The organism is Pseudomonas asturiensis (assembly GCF_900143095.1).
Taxonomy (GTDB): Bacteria; Pseudomonadota; Gammaproteobacteria; order Pseudomonadales; family Pseudomonadaceae; genus Aquipseudomonas; species Aquipseudomonas asturiensis.
The window spans coordinates 50,966-73,603 of the sequence record NZ_FRDA01000023.1 but is presented as its reverse complement, the minus strand read 5'-3'; the positions used below and the strand labels follow the sequence as shown (position 1 = coordinate 73,603).

The window sequence follows — 22,638 nt, the reverse complement described above, 5'->3', positions numbered from 1 at the left end:
TTGAGGCAACGACCCGTCAGCCTTGCGAGGATCACTTGAGGTCTGGCAGACCCCAATCCTTGAGCGAGAATTCGGCCAGAGACCCGATCACCAGGTCTGCGTGCTCGTATTGCTCGCGCGGCATATGTGAATCCGGCACTGCCACCGCATACATGCCGGCCGCTTTGGCTGCCGTCACGCCAAATGGCGAGTCTTCGAAGACCAGGCAATCGGCGGGTGACACACCCAGGCGGCTGGCGGCGATCAGAAAGATATCAGGCGCCGGCTTGGCGGCCGTTACTTGCGGGTCATCCGCCGTGACCACGGTTTCGAACAACTCGAACCAGGCGCGATGCAGGGTGGTCTTGGCGTGGAAGTAGTGCACCGACGAGCTGGTACCGACTGCAATCGGAATATTGTGTTCGGCCAAGTGGCGAACCAGCGCCTCGGCACCGGGCATGGCCGGGGAGTGCGGAAAGCGCTCGTCGAGCATGGGCTGACGAATCTCCAGGAACTCCTGCGCAGACATCGGTAACTCAAGCGTCTGGGTCACGTACTCGGCAAAATCCAGAGCACCCCGGCCAATGGTATGCTGCTTGATCGCCCAGTCGAAGGTCTTGCCATGGCGGCTGGCGATCAGATGAGTGACTTCGGTGTAGATACCTTCGCTGTCCAGCAACAGGCCGTCCATATCGAAAATGACAGCCTTGATCGGGCCTCGTTGGGTTTGCACTGCGCTCATTTGATTCCGTCCGGTTTGCAAATTTGTTTCCAGCCTAACGTTTCGGCAAAGAACATGGCTACCCCATGTTTCAGGGAATGGCCGGCAAATTCCCGATTCCATCGGGCGAGCCTGCAACAAAAGGCAGAAGGCCATGTCCAACGGCCCGCAATAAAAGCGTAATCGCCCACAGAACTGGCCGAGAACACTGGGCCGTTGTGAGCGGCCGATGATAACCTCTCGCGACTTTTCGGCAGTGCGCAAAGCCCTGTCGACCCATGAACCCTGCGTGCGAACACATGCGCTGTGGTTCCAGGGACGACCCCCCATCATCAGAACGGACATCTTCGAGTCACTATGAATAAATCAGCAGGTATAGCGGTTGGCGTGATCGTCGTGGCAGGAGCTCTGGCAACGGCTGGCGCCTGGTACACCGGTACTCAACTGGAAAGCGCGTTGACCGATTCGATCGGCAAGGCCAATCAGGAGCTGGCGAAGTCATTCAAGGGCACCGACACCAGCGTCACCCTCGAAATGGTCTCTCTGGATCGGCACTTCTTCAGCAGCACCGCGCACTACCGCGTCGACATTCAGAACCTTTCGGATAGCTCCCTGGGGGGGCAGTTCCTGTTCGTGGACCAGATTCAGCACGGCCCGATTCCGCTGTCGCGCCTGAAAAAACTCAACCTGCTGCCGGTCATGGCGCTGAGCAACTTCGAGATGGAGAAAAGCCCCAGCTCGGAAAAATGGTTCGCCATGAGCAAGGATGTGTCGCCCATCAAGGGGCAGGCGAGCATCGGCTACGACCGCGCTACCAAAGGCTGGGTGCAGATGGCGCCGCTGGAAATGAACGAGGCCGACGGCACGTTCAAATTTTCCGGCATGACCGTGAACGCCGAGTCTTCATCGGACGCGCAGAAATTCAGCCTCGACGGCAATCTGGACAGCCTGCAGCTTAATGTCACATCGCCTGACGGCCCGGTGAATATCGACGTCAAAGGCATGACATTCGACACGGGTGGCACCAAGGGCAGCTCCGGTTTTTATCTGGGGCACACCAACATGAAAATCCAGAATGTGGGCTTCCAGCCGTTGGGCAAGCCGCAAATTCAGATCAAGGATTTCACCAACACCAACCTCGCCCAGGAAGATGCCGGAAACTTCGCAGCCCAGGTCAACTACGACGTCGGCATGATCGCGTACGGCGGCAAGGACGTGGGCGCTGCGCACATGGGCTTCAAGATCGGCAACTTCAATGCGGTGGCCACGCAGGCGCTGTACCAGCTCTACCAGAACACCATCATGCCGCAGCAGCAGGCAGCCATCCTTGAGGAGCGCCCGTTCGTATTGCAGCTGACGCCTGCCGAGCGTGAGCAGATGAACACCCAGTTGAAAACCCTGCTGGCTGGCAAGCCGCACATCGAACTGGAAAAGCTCTCGCTCAAGACCGCCAACGGCGAAAGCCATGTCCGCCTTGCCGTGGACCTGACCGACCCGGGTTCGCTTGACCAGCCTGCCAACGCGCTGGCCATCAAGTCGATCGGTGAAGCCGTTGCGAAAGTCGTGGTCTCCAAGCCGATGATTCGCGATATCGCGACTCAGCAGGCTCTCCGCGACGGGCAAACCGACATGAAAGTCATCGCCGAGCAGGCCGACGCTGCCAGCGATATGGCCAGTGCCATGGCCGAAATGATGCAACTGGCCAAAGTCGACGGCGACAACATCGTCTCCGACTTCCATTACGCCAACGATATGGTCGACTTCAACGGCCAGAAAATGACCCTGCAGCAGTTCGCGGGCATCGTCATGGGCAAGATTGGGGCGCTCGGCGCTCAGTAAGGCCACAACGTAACGCTCAGGGCTTCATGAGGCCCTGAGCGTCATACGTGTAATCACGTCAGAGATAAATGCCTGGCAATCGTCCTGGCTGGTGTCGATGACGAACTCGGGATATCGAGGTGCTTCGTAAGGGCTGTCGATACCGGTGAATCGGCTGATCAGACCTTGCTGCACGGCGCGGTAAAGCCCCTTCGGATCGCGACGGGCGCACTCGTCCAAGGGTGTGCTGACATGGATTTCCATGAATTCGTCCGCTGCCAGCTGTCGCCTCACTGCGTCCCGGTCTGCCCGAAAGGGCGAGATCGCCGATACGATCACGATCAGCCCGGCGTCGACCATCAGCCTTGCGGCCTCACCGATTCGTCGCACGTTCTCGTGTCGATCTGCATCCGACATGCCCAGATCCTTGCAAAGCCCCTGACGTACCTGATCGCCGTCCAGCAGATAGCTGTGCAAGCCTCTGGCCTGGAGGGCTTCATCAAGTTGATTGCCCAGCGTCGATTTACCCGCCCCCGACAAACCTGTGAGCCAGAGGCAGCAGGCGCGCTGACGTTTCATCGCCTGGCGCATGGCCTGGTTGACCGAAAGCGTAGGCGAGACGAGAAGGGGTCTGGCGCTATTCATAGGCGAACAGCTCGTAATCACGGGCATACACCTCTCGCACCTTACGACGTGAAGCGGCGGAACAGGTCGTGCCGGGTGAACCTCCACGGCTGGCTGACCGGTTGACGTGCGGCAGCTCGCCTTTGACATGCAGATGAGCGCATAGCGTACGAAAGTCCGCGTCGAGGTTCTCATGGCGACCGATGAAATCGACATCGAGACTGCCCAGCGAATTCTGCAAAAAGTAGTGCTGTGGCGCGAAGTGAATCTGCCGTGCAACGTTTTCTGTGCACAACCAGTTGTCCACGAAGGCATCGAAACTGGGGTACTTGTTCACCAGCTCGCCCGCAGCCTGATCCCGACCGGGCGTTGACTGCAACAAGTAGTGGTACGCCGAGAGCGCCCGCTGCAACGGGTCACGGACGAAGCCGAACTTGAAGTAGTGCCTGTAACGCTCATTGAATTGCTTTTCATACCAGTAAAGCGGCAAGTGACCCGCCGGCGCTCCGTCAAACAGCGCCTTGGCCACACTGCTGCCTGCGCATTTCGGCACATGGATAAAAAGACACTCCAGCTCGTCAAACACCTCGGGAAACCGGGTCTTGCCTGCCAGCGTCTTGCTCACAACCTGCCGGTCAATGACCGGAAGACGCTCGAGCAATAACTCGCGCTGAGACTTTGGAAGTAACTTCCAGAGAAAGCGATTCATGTAAAGGGACCGTCAGGGTGTGTAGAAGTCCGTGCAGTTTACGAATCAAAAATGAAAAAAATGTTTTGTTTCGAATATTTTACTTATCAGGGGTATTCATGTCGGTTGTGTAGTGAATTGTGTACGTTTGGACACGTTATTTTGCTCGGTGTGGGCCTGACAATGGAGTTGATCGGTGCAGGTCTAGGTTGGCGCATACCTAAGTCTGAAGTACGCGCCTTCGAATAACGTTGTCAGGGGGTGACCTGACTCCTCACCGCAATCACGCCCGCCTGACAGTGCCGATTTTTTCGGTGCTCACGAGCTCAAAGCCTTTCATTTCATATTTCAAGAATGCCTCGGCAGCGCCTGACGACACAAAGGTGTATCCCAAAAGGCTAATTTCAAAAATGCTAAAAAAATCCAGTTTTACATCATCTTTGATCGCTAGGGCTATAACGTTTTTTATTTCTCCACTTTTCCTGTAGTTAATGTTTGACTTGTCAGGGTCAATAACAGCAGGTGTCTCTTGTTCTTGCATGATCTGACGAATGAAGTAGTATTTTTTCGCACATATGTTGTCACCCTTCGGGTTGACAATGCTCAGCTCGGCTGTTTCCCATTTGCCGGTTTTCAAAGTCTTGAAAATCGACAGAAATTGCTCGCTTACAATATGGCCTTCAAACGCAGTGCGGAAGTCAAAGTTATAACCTTTGTCCTTGGTGATGAGCAGTAATTTGCCAGGCAGTAGAGCAAGCGGCTCTCCCGGTTCAGAGTAATACCAACTGCCTGACATGCCCTCATCGTAGGCACCTGGGTAGAAGGACTCACTGAGCACACCATCAATAAATACGGGGCAGCTCTTTTCTGTTTTGATCGCCAGTGTATAAAACATAAAATCCTCTTTAACAAAGTCGGCCGGTGCTTGATTTGGTTCGTATGCGTCCAGATACAGTTTTCTTACGAAGGCTGCGTTGGAGGGATTCGACCTGCTGCCTTGCCTGAGCCTTGGATATGAATTTAGCTCTGTAACGGTTACTGATTCTGCTCAGTTTTTGATCAACGAGGTCGGAATAATTTTTATGTGAGCCGTTGTGATAAATCTTGCTCCCGACAGCGCGTGCTTTCGCTTCACTGTCAGGCATATGAAGTCCGTTGCTTTTCGTATCGCGTGTCCCGCCCATCCCAATCGAGTCTAAAAACGGTTTGTGATCCTTCCAGACGGCCACGGGGATAAGATGCTGGGCTTGCATGTTGTCGCCTACAGTTCCGCCGAGTGATCTGTCCAAGGCGGAACTTGGGCTCCACCCCCACGGATCCACCCAGCCAAAGGGGTTGGGTCCGTAGGCATAAGTGTTTAATCCCCCATCCAACCCAATCGGGTCCGGCGTGGTAAACCGGCCGATATCCGGATCATAAAACCGAAACGTGTTGTAGTGCAGTCCCGTTTCGCGGTCCAGGTACTGGCCCTGAAAGCGCAGGTTCTGTTCTTCGAGGTAGTAGGGCTCGCGGATTTCTTCGGCGGTGTTGCCCCAGACCCGATAGCGGGCCTGCCAGACGGTGTGGCCGTCGGTTTCGGTGAGTTGTTCCGGCAGGCCGTTGAGGTCGTTGTGGTAGTAGCGGATTTTTTGCAGGGCACCGTTGCCATCGACGCGGGCCAGCGGGTCGTAGCCGTCTTCGGCGTAGATGTACAGGCTGGTCTGGCTGTGTTTGTGTTCCTGTATCAGGCGCATGCCGTCCCAGGTGAAGCGGGTTACGCTCAGCGGGAAGCCGTGGTCGTCGTGTTCGTGTTTGCCGATGCGCCGACCCAGCGGGTCGTAGGTCATGGTCACGACGGTCGTGCGTGCGCCGTGTTCGGTGCGGACTTCGATCAGTTGGTGTTCCGCGTCGTAGGCAAAGCGCTGCACGCGACTGCTGCCGCTACGTTTTTCGATCATGCGGCCGAAGGCGTCGTAGCGGTAGCGCTTGTCCTGATAGGTCAGCAGTTTGTTGTGTACGACGAGACCTGCGCTGGCAGGCGGGCCGTCGAGCAGGTTGGCGGCGGCGTCGTAGGCAAAGGTTTCGCTCTGGCCCTGGATGCTGTCCTGGCTGGCCATGATGCGACCGGTGGCGTCGTAGTGCAGCAGTTGGCGCTGGTCGCCGCGCGGCTGTTGATCGAGACGACTGATCAGGTTGTCCGCCGGGTCGTAGTCGAAGTGCTTCTGGGCGGGTGCCGGAAGAATCGGCGACTGGCTGGCGAGCCGTCGTTTGCGTGAGCGCAGCCGACCGCTGCGGTCGTATTCGCTGCGCGTGCTGAGCTGGCCTTGGGTGCGCAGCACTTCGCGGTGCAGCCGGTCGCGCTCGAAATCACTGATGACCTGGCCGTCCAGGTTGATCTGGTGCAAGTGACCGCTGCCGTAATACAGGCGGTTGAGCCAGCGGCCGTCAGGCAGTTGGGTCTGGGTCACATTGCCCAGTTCGTCGTAATGGTATTTCAGGCTGCCCGCTGTGCTCTGTTCTTCCAGCAGTTGGCCGAGCGCGTCATAGGTAAAACCAAGTGTCTGCTCTTCGCCAGAAGCGCTGACGAACGCCACCCCGGTCAGGTCGTCCACCCGGCTGTAGTGATACTGCGTGCGGCCGTTATCTGTGACCTTGGCGATCAATCGACCCACGGCGTCGCGTTCCAGCTGATGCACGATGGGCGGTACCGGTTCGTTGGGTACCAGCGCCAACCCGTTGCCGAACGGGGCGGGGGCATATTCCATCTGGATAACGTCGTCCAGCGCATCGTAGGCGTAGCGACGGGCGCTGCCATCCAGATCCTGCTGTTGGGTCAGGCGGTCACCCGCATCCCAGGCGAAGCGATAGCTTTCACCGTTTTCATTGGTCAGAGCCTGCAGGCGGCCATAGGCGTCGTAGCTGAATTGCACGGGCCGGCCGACGGCATCGATGCGTTGACGCACCTGACCTCGCAGGTCGTATTGATACCGCGTGGTGTGCCCGGCCGGGTCGACGTAGCCGGTGAGCTGGCCGCTGGTGTCGCGCAGGTATTGCTCGAGGCGCCCGTCCGGCCATTCACAGCGCAGCAGCCGACCTTTCCGATCATGTTCATAAAGCGTGCGTTCGCCCAAGGCATCAGTCACCACCTGCAGGTAGCCGTGCCGGTCGTAACCAAAGCGCGTCGGATAGCCCGAGCAGTCGATGTGTTCGACCAACTGGCCGAGGTCGTTCCACTCCAGTGTCTTGTGCTTGTCGGTCGCGTCGATGATCTCGATTGTCTGGCCGCGCTCATCGTAGCGATAGCGCGTGGTCTGGCCCAGCGGGTCGATTTCGTGGGTGCAATTGCCACGCTTGTCGTAGCGATACTGCCAGCTGTTGCCCGCAGCGTCGGTCTCCACCAACGGCAGCGACCACAACTCCAGCCACACAACCGACTCACGACGACCCAGCGGGTCGACGGTTTCGCTCAGGTTGCCAGCGTCGTCGTAGCTGTACTGATACTGACCGCCCTTGGGATCGACGGCACCGAGCAACTGGCGCTCATCGTTCCACTCGAAACGCCAGGTCTTGGCCAGGTTGTCGGTGTATTCGGTGATCTGATGCTGAGCGTTCCAGTGACGAAGACTGACGCGCTGAAGGCCGTCGATGACCCGGGTGATGCCTTGGCTCAGGTCGTAATCGAAGGCATAGCGATCACCTGCATCGGTCCAGTGCCGAACCACGCGCCACTCGATGCCGTCGATGTACGCCCATTCATAGAAACAGCGCATCCCGGTGGGCAGTTGGTGCTCGACCATGCGCTGGCCCGCGTCGTAGGCGAAACGGCGCTGGACCTGGCCCAGCGCGTTGCGCACCTCGGCCAGATCGCCCTGTGCGTCATAGTTGTAGGTCACCAGTGTTTCGCGCTGCTGATCGGGGTACAGGCGTTCGATGTACTGAACGCGATCAGGCCATTGCGCGCTGTAGACCAGCTCGATCTGCACGATGTCGAGGGTGTCGCGCAGGCGCACCAGCTGTCCGGCGTCGTTGTAGTCGAGGTAGACCCGGTTGTCGTTACGATCACCCAGCTGGCTCAGGCGCAGCAGGGAAGGGTCGGCCCGTGTTGGCTCGAACAGCCGGTAGAGGCCGTCATCACTTTCAATCAGCAATTGCCCGCTGTCGCTGCGCTTGACCGCAAGGCCTTCGCCTGCGCCGAACACCGCGCCGCCCAGCGGGATGAAGCCCATGTCGATACGGCGCGCCTGCTCGTCGGTGTACACCAGCCGTTCGCCGCCGTCGGGGTGCGGCTCGATGCGCACGCTGACTTCGTACGTCACGCTCCAGCCCGCACCGAATAGCCCGTCACGTCGCTCGTCACGGCTGTTGTAGAAGCGCTGCCAGTCGATGGGCAGCACGCCCGGCAAGACGAAATCCAGCTCATCCATGCCGCCCAGCACCTTGGCACCGGTTGCCGCGTGCACCGGATTGGGCGAGCCCGCCACAGCATTGGTAATCGCGCCTGTCACCTGACTGACGACGAAGGAGTTGACCCCGGCGAGCAGCATGCAGGGCAGGTTGGCGCGAAACTTCCCTTTGCCGCCCTTGAGCATCATCAGCACGGTCAGCGCCAGGCCCACGCCCGGCGTCTTGCCGCTGCGGATTTCCCGCACCACCACTGAGTCGCCACCGATGGTGACGTTGGAGGAGACCATCCCGGACGAAACCACTTTGGCTTCGCAGGTGCTGCGATCACCGCTGCGTACGGCAGGCTGACCGTTGATGCTGACCTTCTCCGACCCTTCGGCCAGAAACTGCGGCGGCATCGGCGGATGCTTCATGCAGGTGACCAGGTCCAGCGGCTTGGGCACCGCGCCGGGTACGGGCATCGCGACGGTGGGCTGCCAAAGCTGAGAGAAAAACCCTTTGGCCATGTCCAGAAAGCCTTCCTCTTCAGGCGCTGCAAGGCTTTTCATGGACATCGAGTCGGGGCCGGCGGGCGCTGTTTCTTCGTCCGTGGGCGTTTCTTCGGCGGTGTCATCGCTGTGCAGCGTCGCCATCGGGTTCATGTGTGCAGGCACGGCCCCTGCTGCGCGCGCCGCCGGAATCGAGTTGATCAGCGTATCGGTGGAGCCGGTGAGAATGGTGGCCTGTACCGTGGGCGGGAACAGGCCGTTGGCAAGGGACTCGCATATCGTGCTCAGTCCTTTATCGGCGCCGGTCTTGCTCATCGCCAGGCCGACGATCACCCCCACGACGGCCCCGAGCACACACGCGCCAAGCCCGCCCGTTGCAACGGTGATCCCGGTGGCGGCCACGACGGCCATGGTCGCCAGCGAGCCAATCGCCGCGTAAGCCGCGACTTCAAGGACGCCGCCCAGAATGTCGGCCATCATCGAGCTGTGCTCGAGCCCGTCACCCAGTCGGGCGGCCCACAACGCGTCAGACATTCAGGGCGCTCTTCATGCCAGGGTCAGCGTCTGCTTGAGGGTGGCCCAATGGGCCGCCTCCGCATCGCCCAACGGTTGAGCCTTCACGTAACTGAGCGCAATCATTTTGCGTGTGCCCGGCAATACGAAGGCAAGTTGAAACTGATAGACCTTCTCTGCGCCCTTGCTGAACTGGCTGCGCAGCTCGATGCCATCAATGGACTGATCTGCGCCCAGGCGTGTGCTCTGAACCGGCTGATAGCGCAGGTCCTGAACCTGCTGCTCCAGCCGCTTCAATTGTGTGTCGAAGTTGCTGTGCAGCGTTTCACCTTCCGCCAGTTGACTGCGGCTGACGATCAACGACGTGCCCAGTGCCGGAAACTTGAGAATGTTGATCGAGGCGTCCAGCAGCTCGCTCTCGGGCAACTGGAACTGAAGCTCATTAATGCGATAAGCCATAAGGCGGAACTCTCGTTATTTGGGCTTGGGAAACGCACTGGCGATGTTGGCGTCGATGGCCGCCTTGACACCTTGTCCGTCGGGGGCGGCGTCCGCGCCCTTGCCGTTGTTCAGGTGCAGCACGCCGCCGGTATTGAACTGGGCATCGCCGCTGGCGTGCAGGCTGATCTGCACACCGCAAAGGTTGATCTGGCCGCTGGCATTGAGCTCGATCACGCTTTTGCCGCACACCAGCCGCAGGTTCTCGCCGACTTCGATGATGTAGCTCTGGCTGATGCTGTCCGTCTTGTTCTTGCCGACAGCCAGCACATCCTCCTGCTTGACGATGCGTACCCGGTTGTTGCCGATCAATACCGTCTCGTCATGGCCGATGCTTTTGACCCGGTCATGGCCGACCGCGTGACTTTCATCGACTTCAACCACCATGTCCTGGTTACGCTCGGCATGGATGTACAACTGCTCCGCGCCTTTCTTGTCTTCCATGCGGATTTCATTGAAATTCGCAGGTGTGCCGCCCTTGCTGGAACGGCTTTTCATGCCGCTCTGGGTGGCGTTGGCAGGCAGGTCGTAGGGCACGGTCTGTTCGGCGTTGTACACGCGACCGGTGATGATCGGCCGGTCCGGGTCGCCTTCCAGAAAGCTGACGATCACTTCCTGACCGATGCGCGGGATCTGCATCGAACCCCAGTTTTTGCCAGCCCAGGCCTGCGACACCCGGATCCAGCACGAGCTGTTTTCGTTGGACTGGTCGTGACGGTCCCAGTAGAAATGCACCTTCACCCGGCCGAACTGGTCGGTCCAGATTTCCTCGCCAGCGGGGCCGACCACCAAAGCGGTCTGCGGCCCTTTGACGATGGGGCGCTGGGTGTTGGCCAGCGGCCGGAAGCTCTGCTGCGCGTCGATGCAGCTCAGGCCCAGTTCGAACTGCACACCGCCGCCCGAACCGCCGCTTTCCAGACTTTCCTGGGCCACGTAGTAACGGGCACCGACGATCAGGTATTCGCGGTTCTGATCCTGACGACCGAAGCCGGTCAGGCTGAACAGATGCCCGGCACCGAGGCCCCGTGCGTTGCCGCTCAGTTCGATGCGTTCGTGCAGGCTTTGCAGGGCTTCCAGGCGGGTGCGCGCGTAATGCTCGCCGTCCTGGCTCTGCACGTAAGTGCCGGGATAGTCGTACAGCGGATAGTCACCTGCGGTGTGCGGGCGCGGCATGGCCGAGCGCACGTCGATGCTGGCGCTGGGGCGCTGAAAATCGTAGTCGTTGAGCTCCAGCGATCCGGGCTGGACTTCCTGCGCCAGACGCCAGTCGTTGATGTGGTCGCGCTCGCGGTGCTGGCCGTCCGGTGGAAAATAGGGCACCGACTCGTAGCCCGGCGCCGGCTGATGCGCGCCGTACGCATCGGCCAGCACCAGGACATGACGGTCCTTTTCGTGGCGGAAGAAATAGTAGATGCCTTCCTGTTCCATCAGACGGCTGACGAAATCGAAGCTGCTCTCGCGGTACTGGACGCAGTATTCCCACTCGCGGTACGGACGGCTGAGGGCGTCTTCGAAGTCCGAGAACCCCAGGTCGCGAAACACCTGCTTGATGATCTGCGGGATGGTCAGGTTCTGGAAAATCCGGCAGTCGGAGGTGCGTGTCAGCAGCCACAGCCAGGGCCGCAGCGTGACCTGATAGCTGGCGAACTGGTCACGGGTGACGTTCTGGCTGCAGCGCGCAACGATGCCATGAAAGTAACGCTGAGCGCCGCCCGTCAGTTGCAGTGACAGGCACATCGGCTTGCCGAGCAACTGGTTGAGGTCCAGCGAGCCGTCGGCGGAGGTCAACTGCAGGTCATAGTTGAACAACCGCCCCAGCTCATCGCCGCCGCTCATTTCCTTGAGCAGCAGCACGTCCGGGCCGAGCGGGCTGGTGACCTGTGCCAGGCGGGTGAATTGCTGGAAATTCATGGGCGGTCCTGTTCAGCGTTCGTCAGGCGCATGGCCTGTGAGTCAGGCCGCTGCATCGCTGAATTCGTAGTGCAATTCGTTATCGCGCTGGCTGATGCGCACGCCTGCCAGCGCCTTGCCCTCCAGCATGCGCGTCAGGAATTCGCGGCTCATGTCCGGCAGCAGGGTGTTGGTCAGAATGGTGTCGATCATGCGCCCGCCACTTTCGGTTTCGGTGCAGCGCGACACAATCAGGTCCACCACGGCATCGTCGTAATCGAACGCGACCTTGTGGGTGCTCTCGACACGCTTCTTGATGCGGTTCAGTTGCAGCACGGTGATCGCCTTGAGCATGGTGTCGCTGAGCGGGTAGTAAGGGATCGTCACCAGTCGCCCGAGCAGCGCTGGAGGGAAGATTTCCAGCAGCGGCTGGCGCAACGCCTTGGCGATGGCTTCCGGGTCCGGGACGTTCAGCGCGTCCTTGCACAGGTGCGAAATCAGTTCGGTGCCCGCGTTGGTGGTCAGCAGGATCAGTGTGTTCTTGAAGTCGATCACGCGGCCTTCGCCGTCTTCCATCACGCCCTTGTCGAAGACCTGGAAGAAGATTTCATGAACGTCCGGGTGGGCTTTCTCGACTTCGTCCAGCAGCACCACGCTGTAGGGCTTGCGGCGCACGGCTTCGGTCAGCACGCCACCTTCGCCATAACCCACGTAGCCTGGCGGCGCGCCCTTGAGTGTCGAGACGGTGTGCGCTTCCTGGAACTCGCTCATGTTGATGGTGATGACGTTCTGTTCGCCGCCGTACATGGCTTCGGCCAGGGCCAGCGCGGTTTCGGTCTTGCCCACGCCTGAGGTGCCCGCCAGCATGAAGACGCCAATCGGCTTGCTCGGGTTATCCAGCCCGGCGCGCGAGGTCTGGATACGTTTGGCAATCATCTGCAGGGCGTGGTCCTGACCGATGATGCGTTTCTTCAGGTGCTTGTCGAGGTTGAGCACCGTTTCCAGCTCGTTGCGCGCCATGCGGCCCACTGGAATACCGGTCCAGTCGGCCACTACCGAGGCGACCGCCTGATAATCCACGGTCGGCAGAATCAGCGGGTTTTCACCTTGCAGGTCGCTGAGACGGCGTTGCAGGTCAATCAGTTGTTCGCGCAGCGCCTGGCCTTGCTCGCTCCCGGTATCGCTGTCGACAACGCCTGCGCTGTCACGCAATTGCGCGCGCAGGGCGAGCAGTTCATCGACCAGTGCCTTTTCGTCCGCCCAACGGGTTTCCAGCTCGGCCAGACGGATGCGCTCGGCATCGAGCAGCGTCTCGCTGTGGGCCTGACGAGTCCCGGTAACGATACCGATGGCATGCTCGCGAGCGATGATCTGCAGCTCGGTTTCCAGCGCTTCGATGCGACGACGGCTGTCATCCACTTCAGCCGGAACGGCGTGCAGGCTGACGGCAACCCGGGCGCAGGCGGTGTCCAGCAGGCTGACGGATTTATCCGGCAACTGACGCGCGGGGATATAGCGATGGGACAGTTTTACCGAGGCTTCCAGTGCCTCGTCGAGAATCTGCACCTGATGGTGCTGTTCCATGGTCGAGGCCACGCCGCGCATCATCAGCAGCGCCTTGTCTTCCGACGGCTCGGCGACCTGCACGACCTGGAAGCGTCGGGTCAGTGCCGGGTCTTTCTCGATATGTTTCTTGTACTCGGCCCATGTGGTCGCCGCGACGGTGCGCAGGGTGCCGCGTGCCAGCGCAGGTTTGAGCAGGTTGGCGGCATCGCCTGTGCCTGCCGCACCGCCAGCACCGACCAGGGTGTGCGCTTCATCGATGAACAGGATGATCGGCTTGGGCGATGCCTGCACGTCCTCGATGACCTGGCGCAGACGCTGTTCGAATTCGCCCTTCATGCTGGCGCCTGCCTGCAGCAGGCCGACGTCCAGGCTGCGCAGCTCGACGTCCTTGAGCGCAGGCGGTACGTCGCCCGCGACAATGCGCAACGCAAACCCCTCGACCACGGCGGTTTTACCGACACCGGCTTCGCCTGTCAGGATCGGGTTGTTCTGACGGCGACGCATCAGGATGTCCACCATCTGGCGGATCTCTTCATCACGGCCCACGATAGGGTCGAGCTTGCCGTTGCGCGCCTGTTCGGTGAGGTCGACGGTGAATTTCTTCAGGGCTTCCTGCTTGCCCATCGCGCTGGGCGACATGGCCCCGCTGGCTTCGCCCGGCACGGTACCGGCGTTGAATCCGTCGCTGGCGCCCAGTGCGTTTTCCGGCGAGTCGCCGACGTACTCGTCGAAACGCTCGCTCAGGGTTTCGGCTTTGATCTTGTCGAACTCGGAAGACAGGCCCAGCAAGGCATGGCGCAGGCTCGGGGTCTTGAGAATACCGAGCACCAGATAACCGGTGCGTACCTGACTTTCGCCGAACATCAGGCTGCCGTACACCCAGCCGCGCTCGACAGCTTCTTCGACGTGGGACGACAGGTCGGTGATTGATGTCGAACCGCGCGGCAGGCGATCCAGTGCTTCGGTCAGGTCGCGGGCCAGGCGCGCCGGTTCTACGTTGAACTGGCGGATGATGCGGTGCAGGTCCGAGTCCTGAAGCTGCAAAAGCTGATGAAACCAGTGCGCCAGCTCGACATACGGGTTGCCCCGCAATTTGCAGAAGACCGTGGCGGCTTCGATAGCTTTGTAGGCCACGCTGTTGAGTTTGCCGAACAGCGCTGCGCGACTGATTTCACCCATGTTTCCCGCTCCTTGAAATGTGTGCTGATGTGGCCTGTTCGGCGTAATGCCGGGCCAGGATCAAGTCTTTGGCATCTTGGTCGGGTTTGCCCAGCCAGGTGTTGAACCCCAGCCGTTGACGCCCGTTAAGTTGAAACGCAGGGACTTCGGGCTGCTCAAGGATCAGGTTCAGATCCCAGTCCAGCTCGTGCCCCAGATACTCGGCCACCCAGGCCACCAGCTCCTTGAACGGCTGACCGTCGGGCAGCATGCCCATGTAGTCGTCCAGCTTGAGCGGACCCAGGCGAATGCGGAATTTATGCTGACGATCCCAGACGTGGCTGCCCAGACAGAAATCGACACCCACCTGGTTTGAGCTGACACCCAGACGGCTGCGCTCGGGCAGTTCGAGCCATTGGCCGACGTACTCCTCGATCTGCACCGGCAGGCCGAAGTATTCGGACAGGATCGCGCGCAATCCATCCGGGTAACGCGTCTGTGCCGCCAGATGGCCGCTGAAATGCAGCTTGGCCGTGTCGGGAATCAGCCCTTGTTCCAGCAGGCTCGGCATGCCGCGCCCGCTCAGTGCCGCGAGCCGCGCAGACCAGTAGTCATCGTCCGGGCGGTCATGGCTGACAGTGGGGCGGGCTTCGGCCCACGCCCGGTAGAACAGGCTCAGCAGGCGATGATGAAACACGTCCAGAAAACGCTTGCTGGCGCTGTCGGCATTATTACGTTGGCGCTCACGCACGTATTCGGTGATGTGCAGCGGCAAGGGGCCGTTGGGACCGCCAAGGCCGAAGAAAAACTGTTCCAGCCGCGCCGGTGTGCCGTCGCCAGCCGGAGTCATCGAGGCCAGTGTCGAGGGCGCGAAGGCGCTTTCGGGCTGCTGGCCCAGGCGCAGCGGATCGTCGGCCAGCCGCACGGAGTGGCCGAATCTTGGGAGGTCCGGCGATTCGCATTCGATACGGCGCAGCGCCTGGAAGAAGTCGTATTCCCAGGGCTCGTTCTGCATGGCCGTCACAGTCTTCAAAGCGTCGGACGGCGTCCGGGTTTGGCTTTCCATCGCATGATCTCGCCGCGTTCGGTGGTACGTAGCACCGTCTCGGTAAAGCTGTTGATCGACACGTAACGTGCCAGGAAACGCTCGAACACGGCACCCAGCAAAAACACGCCGGTGCCGCGAAAGGCGTTCTCGTCAAACTCCAGAGTGATTTCCAGCCCGCGCCCGAACACGATCGGCCCTGGCATTGGCAAGCGCCGGGTGCAGGGTTTGCTGCTGACCTCACGCAGGCCTTCGATCTGTAGCTGCAAGGCCGCGTCATTATCGTCGCCGTACAGGCGCAGCAGCTCGCGCAGGGCGGCGGCACCCTGACCCTGCTCGCTGAGGGACAGGTAGTTGAGCGACAGCTGGCTGATCAAGCGCCACGCCTTGTTGTCGTGTGCATGGCTGGCGCGTGGCCGGCTCGGGCCTGCCAGGCAGCGGACCGCCGAGACGGGGGCGCTGTCGGCCAGCGTGAAATCAGTCTTGCCGCTGCCCACGCTCATGAACAACGGCAGGTCGCGGTTGGTGCACAGTGCGCTGAGGCCCAGCTGGCGCAAGTCATGGCGATAGGGCGCCTGCTGACTGTCGACCAGGCTGATGAACGTCTCGCTGCCGACGTAGGTTGAACGCGTGCCGTTACGTCGCTGTTCGCTGGACAGCACACGCGGCTCGCGGCGCAGGATGTAATACGCCTTGTCGCGACCATAGCGCGAAGGATCACGCACGGCGTAGAACGGCAGGAACGGCTGGTCGGGGCCGGTGCCATGGCCGGTCACGCTCTTGAGCGAATGAATCTCGAAATCCATCGGCCGGGTGCGGTCGGCGATGGCGTGGTGTTCATGGACGCGGTCGGACAGGTGGATGCGGTCCAGGCGACGCGGGAACAGGTTGATGGCCGGCGTACAGAACGGCACAAACTGTTCCGCCCCGACGCTGCTCTCAAGCGACTGATCGAAGCTGTTGAACAGCACGATCAGTTCCAGCTCCTGGCCCGAGCAGCGTTGAACGGCGCGCGTCAGGTGAGTGAAATCGACAAACAGATACCGTTGGGGCAGGGCGAAGTATTCCTGCAGCAGCCTGTAGCCCTGAAACGCCTGAGGCACGACGGGAAGCGCGGCTTCACTGTCATCGAAGCCACAAGGACGCAACGCGTCGGCAGGCAAGCGTTCTACCCAGTCGCCGGCTGGCTGTCGCGCGAAGACGGCGCAGGCGTTACCGAGCAGTTGCTCGTAAAGGCGGAACGGCTGCTCGTCCGCACCGTGCAGGTACAGCGGCAGGTTATTCAGCGCCAGGGTGTCGAACGTCAGCTCCGCGCCGGTACGCAACGTGATGCGCAGGCCGGCCTTGGCCTTGGGTTCGCTGGCGGCCAGGCGTCCCAGTACGGCGGAAGGATTGCCGAAGTATTCGGCCTGAGTGATCTGCAGCGGCCACAGCGTGACCTCGTGGGAGGTGCGGTATTCGCAGGGCGTCTGAGAGTCGCGACCCAGGCTTGCGCGCATCACGCTGTCGCGGGGCAGGGTGAAGCCGTCGCTCAACGAGCCCTCGTTCGGGTCGGTCTGCATCTGCACCACGGTCATCGAGGGCGTGGGTGCCAGGTAGTGCGGATAAGCGATCTCCAGCAGGTTGTGCGTGAAGGTCGGGTATTCGGCGTCCAGCTTGAGCTGCACGCGTGCGGTCAGGTAAGCGAAGCCCTCGAGCAGACGCTCGACGTAAGGGTCTGCGCAGTCCAGGCCCGACAAGGTCAGGCGTCCGGCGATCTTCGGGTATTCCTTGGCGAACTCGGCAGCACTCTCGCGAATGTGCTGCAGTTCCTGGTTGTACAGCCCGAGCAGGCGCGGATTCATGAGCGTCGTCTCTGTTCGGCCGGCATCACCCGAACATGGCCCGACTCCAGATCAAGTTCGGTGCGCAGCAGCAAAGGCAGCGGAACCGGTTGTGCCCACAGGTCGCCCTGGATTTCGAAGCTCATGGCGTTATGGTTCATTTCATCTCGACCAACATGGGCCTTCACGTGCAGGGTATGGGGCAGGATGCGCGGCTCGAAGGTGACGATGGCGCGGTGAATCAGGCTTTCGAGCAGGTTCACATCGACACTCGACGCACTGTTTCCCGCCAGCGCGGGCAGGCCGTAATTGATCACCGATGTGCCTGCCGGCGTATGCAGCGTGGCGTCGGCATCCAGCAGCGACGTGGTGTTCAGCAGCCAAGCCAGGTCGCGCAGCACCGAAGCCTTGAGCTGATTCAGCGAGAGCACGCGCTTGTCCGGGCTTTCCTGCAGATTGCCCGGGTCTTCGTCGGTCAGGCGGTCCAGCAACGAGGGCTGGAGGCGCTCACGCAGGGTCAGGTCGCTCACCAGTCGAACTGCCAGACGAATGCCTTCTGATCCCAGTGGGCAGGTCCGCATGCGGCAATCCGGCTGACGGGCGAAGCCTCCAGCTTGCCGTTGAACAGGCGCACCGGCTGAAGATCAGTGACGCAGTTCTTGCTTGGCGCGGGCAACGGATCGCTGCGTTCCACCATAACGATCAGGGCCTTGCGGTAGGTTTCTACACGCACATTCTTTTGCAGGTCCTCGCTGAACCGGCAGGGCCACTGCATCTCCAGCGTCAGGGGCGCGCTTTGCGCACGGTTCAGGGTACAACGACCCTGCTCATCGCTCAGGCTGAGAAGCTGGCCGCCGACTTCGGCCTGGGTCAAGCCATTGCGGGCAGAGTCTGCCTGTTCGGCACACGCGTTGAGGCTGATCAGCACGCCAGCCAGCATTAGAGTCATGACCGATTTTTGCATCACGTCAGCTCCCAGAACCAGACAGCCTTGGCCCGGTGAAAATAATCGCCGGTCTGGGTCTGGCCGCGGTTCCACAGGTCAATATGATCGCCGGTGGGATGGCCCTCGGCATCGTTCGGCTGGGAGTAGAAATCCTTGTAGAAAATAATGCCTGTCTTGTCGATCAGGCTGTTCCGGTCTGCCGCGCTGTTGCTGTAAATCTTCGGCGCGCCTAATTGTTTCTTCTTCCACAGCCAATTGGCGAGTGACTCGGCTCCTCGGGCATGCCCATGAGCGCAACGAGGCTCGCTGTAGGTTGAGCTATTAACCGCGAGTGAACGTTCGTTGCACAGCGCAATGCTCAGGCGGATTGCACACTGATTGGCCCAAGGGCCGTCGCACGGCTTGCCGCTGGGCGAGGTGCCCATCATGTCGTTGTAGGCTTTCCACAAATTGATAAAAGAGGGCTTCGCCATGGTTCAGTCACCGCTAGGCAGGAGATTACCAACCGAGCGCTCCCGGCCGGCAAGGCCAGGAGCGCCAGGACTCAGCGCTTGGTGTTGGAGCGGATGTTCCAGCCGTATTTGACCGGGCCGCCTTCTTTGGTGCCGTCGGCTTTCTGAGGCTGGTAGTCGACCAGGACCTGGGCGAAGTTCAGCGTGACGTTTTCGATCAGGCGATCATCGCTGCCCGAGCCGCCGGTGCTCAGGGAGGTGATCAGCACTTCTTCCAGGTTGATGATCAGGTACTCGACCTGATTTTCGCCGCCTGCTTTGCGCACGGTCAGCTTGACCTTGTCGATGTGCTTGCCGCTGGAGCAGTGCATCATCAGGTTCGGGGTGGATTTGTCGACGTATTTGGTGATCGACAGGTCCTGAATATTGACCTTGCCCGCGCCACCGCCTGTGCCTGTGTGCATGTTGCCGGTCTGGGACATGCCCCAGCTCCAGTTCAATACATCGACTTCATCCTTGTGGGTCTTGTCCATGGACTCGCCCTTGATGTCACCGATCTTGATAAAGATATCGACAGCCATGTGCTCTCCTGATGTGGCGTGAACCACTGTTCTGTTGATTGGCCACACGCCCCCATGGGCGCACGGCGTACTCGCAATCGAGTGCAGGGCACTCGTAAAACCGATTGGCGCGGTGCTGTCGCAGCGGGCGGGCCGACTGCGACAGCCTCACGCGCCGACGGTGTCAGGCGCCCTTGGCCGACGGCAGCTTGGAAACCAGACGCAGCGATACGGTCAGGCCTTCGAGCTGATAGTGCGGACGCAGGTAGAACCGTGAGTTGTAGTAACCCGGGTTGCCTTCGACGTCCTCGACCACCACTTCCGCCGCCGCCAGTGGGTGCTGGGCCTTGGTGGTTTCGGTGGAGTGCGCCGGATCGCCGTCGACGTAGTTGAGAATCCAGTCCTGCAGCCAACGCTGCATTTCGTCCTTCTCTTTGAACGAGCCGATTTTGTCGCGCACGATGCACTTGAGGTAGTGAGCGAAGCGGCAGGTGGCGAACAGGTATGGCAAACGGGCCGCCAGGTTGGCGTTCGCCGTGGCATCCGGGTCGTCATACTCGGCAGGCTTCTGCAACGATTGCGCACCGATGAACGCTGCAAAGTCAGTGTTCTTCTTGTGCAGCAGCGGCATGAAGCCGTTCTTGGCCAACTCGGCTTCGCGACGGTCCGAGATGGCGATTTCGGTCGGACACTTCATGTCCACGCCGCCATCGTCGGTCGGGAAGGTGTGAGCCGGCAGGTTCTCGACTTCACCACCCGATTCGACACCGCGAATCCGCGAGCACCAACCGTAGTGCTTGAACGAACGGTTGATGTTCACCGCCATCGCGTAAGCGGCGTTGGCCCAGGTGTACTTGGCGCTGTCGGCACCGTCGGTGTTTTCTTCGAACGCGAAGGCCTCCACCGGATCCGTCTTGGCGCCGTAGGGCAGGCGTGCCAGGAAGCGCGGCATGGTCAGGCCGATGTAGCGCGAGTCTTCCGATTCACGCAGCGAGCGCCAGCCCGCGTACTCCGGCGTGGTGAAGATCTTGGTCAGGTCACGCGGGTTGGACAGCTCCTGCCACGAGCCCATGCCCATTACGGTCGGCGAGGCCGCTGCAATGAACGGCGCGTGCATGGCGGCGCAGACCTTGGACAGCTCGCCCAGCAGCTCCACGTCGGGTGGCGACTGATCGAAGTAGTAGTCACCCACCAGGCAGCCGTAGGGTTCACCGCCGAACTGGCCGTATTCCTCTTCGTACATCTTCTTGAAGATCGGGCTCTGATCCCACGCCGTGCCCTTGAATTTCTTCAGGGTCTTGTGCAGCTCCGGCTTGGAGATGTTCAGCACGCGAATTTTCAGCTGCTCGTCGCTTTCGGTGTTGTTGACCAGATAGTGCAGGCCCCGCCAGGCGCTTTCCACTTGCTGGAAGTCCTGATGGTGGATGATCTGGTTCACCTGAGCGGTGAGCTTGGCGTCGATGGCGGCAATGATCGATTCGATCGACTTGATCGCATCGTTGGACACCAGGTCCGTTTGCGCCAGAGCCTGTTCGGCCAGGGTACGTACAGCGGTTTCCACCGCTTCGCGCGCACGCTCGGTCTTGGGTTTGAATTCCTGCAGCAGCAACGAAGCGAACTCACTGGTCTGTTCAGTGGTGCCCTGTTGTACCTGATTTTCGCGACTCGATTCGGTCATGATGTGTGGTCCTGATTACGCGTTGGGCTCGGAGTCCTGAGGCTTTGGCGCACTCGCCAGGGCCTGGAGCAACGCCGGATCCTTGATGGCCTTCATGATGATTTCTTCAGCGCCGGTCTTGCCGTCCATGTAGGTCAGCAGGTTCGCCAGCTGGGTACGCGCTTCGAGCAGCTTGTTGAGCGAGTCGACCTTGCGCGCAACGGCTGCAGGGCTGAAGTCATCCATGCTCTCGAAGGTGATGTCCAGGCTCAGGTTGCCTTCGCCGGTCAGCTCGTTGGGCACGTGAAAAGCCACGCGCGGCTGCATCGCCTTGAGGCGCGAGTCGAAGTTGTCGACGTCGATTTCCAGGAACTTGCGATCGGCCACCGGAGCCAGGGGCTCTGCCGGCTTGCCGGCCAGGTCGGCCATCACGCCCATGACAAAAGGCAGTTGGACCTTCTTCTCGGCGCCGTAAAGCTCCACGTCGTATTCGATCTGAACTCGAGGCGCGCGGTTGCGCGCGATGAATTTCTGAGAACTGGTTTTCGCCACGTTGCTCCTCCTGGTCGCTGCTGCGACGGTGTTGGCGTCATCGGTCGTTGCCGGTAACGGGATTGCGTGATCCGGGTTGAGACTTCGTCTGGAAGTCAGTCAGCCTCGGGTCCGCGCAAGTTTTCGAACTGGGACATTCCGTCTGGAATCAGGTTGCGCACGATGGTTTCGAAATCGGCATGCACCAGATTCTTTGCTCGGTTCAACAGCACAGGCAGCGGGCTGGAAGGCTCGTGTCGGGCGTAATAACTCAGAATTCGATCCAGGCTGCGCAGCACGTCGTCGCGATTGGCAATGTCTTCGGGCGGCTGGGCAGCAACAGAGGCGGGCGCAGAGAAGGCAGGCGCCGGGCTGTCGTTCGTGTCGGTGGCTGCTGCGTCTGTCGGTTGCGCGTCGTCGCGGGCGTGGACGGGTTCGCCGAGAATCTGCAACGCCTGTCTCAACGGCAGCTTGAGCGCCGACAGGTCCACGCCCTGCGCGGAGCCCACGTGCTCGGAAACGAAGCGCTCGATGAAGTCGGCAGCGTCGCGTGCATCGCTCAAGGCGGTGCGGGTGGCGTTCAGTTGCTCGGGGTCGCTGTCGCGCAAGGCGGCGGACAGGGTCTCGCTGCTCAGGTTTTCGTCGTGGAAGGTCTGCAGGCCGCTGGCACTGAGCGCTGCGCGCAGGCTGATGGTGCCAAAGGCGCGGGAGCGGATCAGCGGGCTTTCACGCAACAGGCGCACGTTGGTATCGCAGGCAAGGCCTGAGAGTGCGTTGACCCGAACGGTGGGATCGTTGTCGTCGTCGGCGTCAAGCTGCGGGTAGATATCGGCCCAGTATTGCTTCAGCAGCTCGCTGATGAGCGTCAGCACGTTGCTCACGCCTGAAAATCCGTCGAGGGCGAGCGCACTTTGCAGCAGAAAGTGAGTGATACGCAGGTCTTTGCTGCGCTGTAACAGCGCAACACTGGACTGTTCGATAGCGCGCCATTGAGGCGGTTCGGCAGGCTGTATCGAGTCGCCCATGGCGCGCTCGGGTTTGCCTTTGGCGTCGCGCTCCAACTGCAGAAAGTCCGGGTCATATTCCAGATCCTCGCCGCAAGGCAAGTTGGTGGAAACGGCGGCCAGCAACAACGGAACATCCACCAAAACCGATCTCCTTATCAAACCAGATGCTGTAATGCTGCTCGGTAGGGAATTTCTATGGACAACTTTTTATAGATTGTTGCCGATACCTTCGCGTGATATCAATATGAAATCATCGCAGTTCGGGCGTTGAGCATTTTTGGTGTAGTACAT

Annotated in this window: 18 protein-coding genes; 1 reads left to right on the top strand and 17 read right to left on the bottom strand. The window is 60.5% G+C overall.

The genetic code is table 11. From position 1 onward, the window contains the following. Positions 1-31: 31 nt before the first annotated feature. Positions 32-721 carry an HAD-IA family hydrolase gene (locus tag BUB69_RS26180; protein ID WP_024689442.1) on the bottom strand — a complete coding sequence of 230 codons (690 nt, stop codon included), beginning with the start codon at positions 719-721 and terminating at the stop codon, positions 32-34. 336 nt (positions 722-1,057) lie between these two features. Between BUB69_RS26180 and BUB69_RS26175 the strand changes: the two genes are divergently transcribed. Continuing rightward, positions 1,058-2,539, top strand: coding sequence for a YdgA family protein (locus tag BUB69_RS26175; RefSeq protein ID WP_073172668.1), 1,482 nt, complete (start codon positions 1,058-1,060; stop codon positions 2,537-2,539). Positions 2,540-2,563: 24 nt separating this feature from the next. Here the strand turns inward: BUB69_RS26175 and cysC are convergent, their stop codons facing one another. The 16 genes from cysC to tssA all read right to left on the bottom strand — a co-directional run bounded on the left by cysC (position 2,564) and on the right by tssA (position 22,485). Further along, positions 2,564-3,163: an adenylyl-sulfate kinase gene (gene cysC, locus BUB69_RS26170; RefSeq protein ID WP_073172664.1), complete on the bottom strand. Its 600-nt coding sequence runs from the start codon at positions 3,161-3,163 to the stop codon at positions 2,564-2,566. After that, entirely contained in the window at positions 3,156-3,851 is a 696-nt protein-coding gene (locus BUB69_RS26165; RefSeq protein WP_073172661.1) for a sulfotransferase family 2 domain-containing protein, read from the bottom strand. The genes cysC and BUB69_RS26165 overlap by 8 nt, the downstream gene beginning before the upstream one ends. 262 nt (positions 3,852-4,113) lie before the next feature. Further along, on the bottom strand, positions 4,114-4,725 hold the full coding sequence (locus BUB69_RS26160; protein WP_073172658.1) for an Imm43 family immunity protein: 612 nt from the start codon (positions 4,723-4,725) through the stop codon (positions 4,114-4,116). Between the two features lie 10 nt (positions 4,726-4,735). Continuing rightward, a complete protein-coding gene (locus BUB69_RS26150) occupies positions 4,736-9,235 on the bottom strand; it encodes an RHS repeat-associated core domain-containing protein (RefSeq protein ID WP_084537201.1) in 4,500 nt (1,499 codons plus the stop codon). A gap of 12 nt (positions 9,236-9,247) precedes the next feature. After that, positions 9,248-9,673, bottom strand: coding sequence for a DcrB-related protein (locus BUB69_RS26145; RefSeq protein ID WP_073172655.1), 426 nt, complete (start codon positions 9,671-9,673; stop codon positions 9,248-9,250). 15 nt (positions 9,674-9,688) lie between these two features. Further along, positions 9,689-11,623: a type VI secretion system Vgr family protein gene (locus BUB69_RS26140; protein WP_073172651.1), complete on the bottom strand. Its 1,935-nt coding sequence runs from the start codon at positions 11,621-11,623 to the stop codon at positions 9,689-9,691. Positions 11,624-11,665: 42 nt separating this feature from the next. Further along, positions 11,666-14,347 carry a type VI secretion system ATPase TssH gene (gene tssH, locus BUB69_RS26135; RefSeq protein ID WP_084537199.1) on the bottom strand — a complete coding sequence of 894 codons (2,682 nt, stop codon included), beginning with the start codon at positions 14,345-14,347 and terminating at the stop codon, positions 11,666-11,668. Beyond that, the gene (gene tssG / locus BUB69_RS26130) at positions 14,340-15,392 is read right to left on the bottom strand and encodes a type VI secretion system baseplate subunit TssG (RefSeq protein ID WP_073172648.1); all 1,053 of its coding nucleotides are present in this window, start codon (positions 15,390-15,392) and stop codon (positions 14,340-14,342) included. The genes tssH and tssG overlap by 8 nt, the downstream gene beginning before the upstream one ends. Continuing rightward, complete coding sequence (gene tssF, locus BUB69_RS26125) at positions 15,356-17,215, bottom strand: type VI secretion system baseplate subunit TssF (RefSeq protein WP_073172645.1); 1,860 nt, start codon at positions 17,213-17,215, stop codon at positions 15,356-15,358. The genes tssG and tssF overlap by 37 nt, the downstream gene beginning before the upstream one ends. Further along, complete coding sequence (tssE, locus tag BUB69_RS26120; RefSeq protein WP_425439409.1) at positions 17,212-17,775, bottom strand: type VI secretion system baseplate subunit TssE; 564 nt, start codon at positions 17,773-17,775, stop codon at positions 17,212-17,214. Before tssE ends, tssF begins: the two co-directional genes overlap by 4 nt. After that, on the bottom strand, positions 17,721-18,158 hold the full coding sequence (locus BUB69_RS26115) for a hypothetical protein (protein WP_073172643.1): 438 nt from the start codon (positions 18,156-18,158) through the stop codon (positions 17,721-17,723). The genes tssE and BUB69_RS26115 overlap by 55 nt, the downstream gene beginning before the upstream one ends. Then, positions 18,158-18,613, bottom strand: coding sequence for a type VI secretion system amidase effector protein Tae4 (locus BUB69_RS26110; RefSeq protein ID WP_073172639.1), 456 nt, complete (start codon positions 18,611-18,613; stop codon positions 18,158-18,160). Before BUB69_RS26110 ends, BUB69_RS26115 begins: the two co-directional genes overlap by 1 nt. A gap of 71 nt (positions 18,614-18,684) precedes the next feature. Beyond that, positions 18,685-19,173 (bottom strand): Hcp family type VI secretion system effector, encoded by a 489-nt coding sequence (locus BUB69_RS26105; protein WP_024687052.1) that lies wholly within the window; start codon positions 19,171-19,173, stop codon positions 18,685-18,687. Between the two features lie 163 nt (positions 19,174-19,336). Next, the gene (gene tssC, locus BUB69_RS26100) at positions 19,337-20,830 is read right to left on the bottom strand and encodes a type VI secretion system contractile sheath large subunit (RefSeq protein WP_024687053.1); all 1,494 of its coding nucleotides are present in this window, start codon (positions 20,828-20,830) and stop codon (positions 19,337-19,339) included. A 15-nt stretch (positions 20,831-20,845) separates the two neighbouring features. Then, on the bottom strand, positions 20,846-21,361 hold the full coding sequence (gene tssB, locus BUB69_RS26095; RefSeq protein WP_024687054.1) for a type VI secretion system contractile sheath small subunit: 516 nt from the start codon (positions 21,359-21,361) through the stop codon (positions 20,846-20,848). 95 nt (positions 21,362-21,456) lie between these two features. Further along, positions 21,457-22,485 (bottom strand): type VI secretion system protein TssA, encoded by a 1,029-nt coding sequence (tssA, locus tag BUB69_RS26090; protein ID WP_073172692.1) that lies wholly within the window; start codon positions 22,483-22,485, stop codon positions 21,457-21,459. Positions 22,486-22,638: the final 153 nt, after the last annotated feature.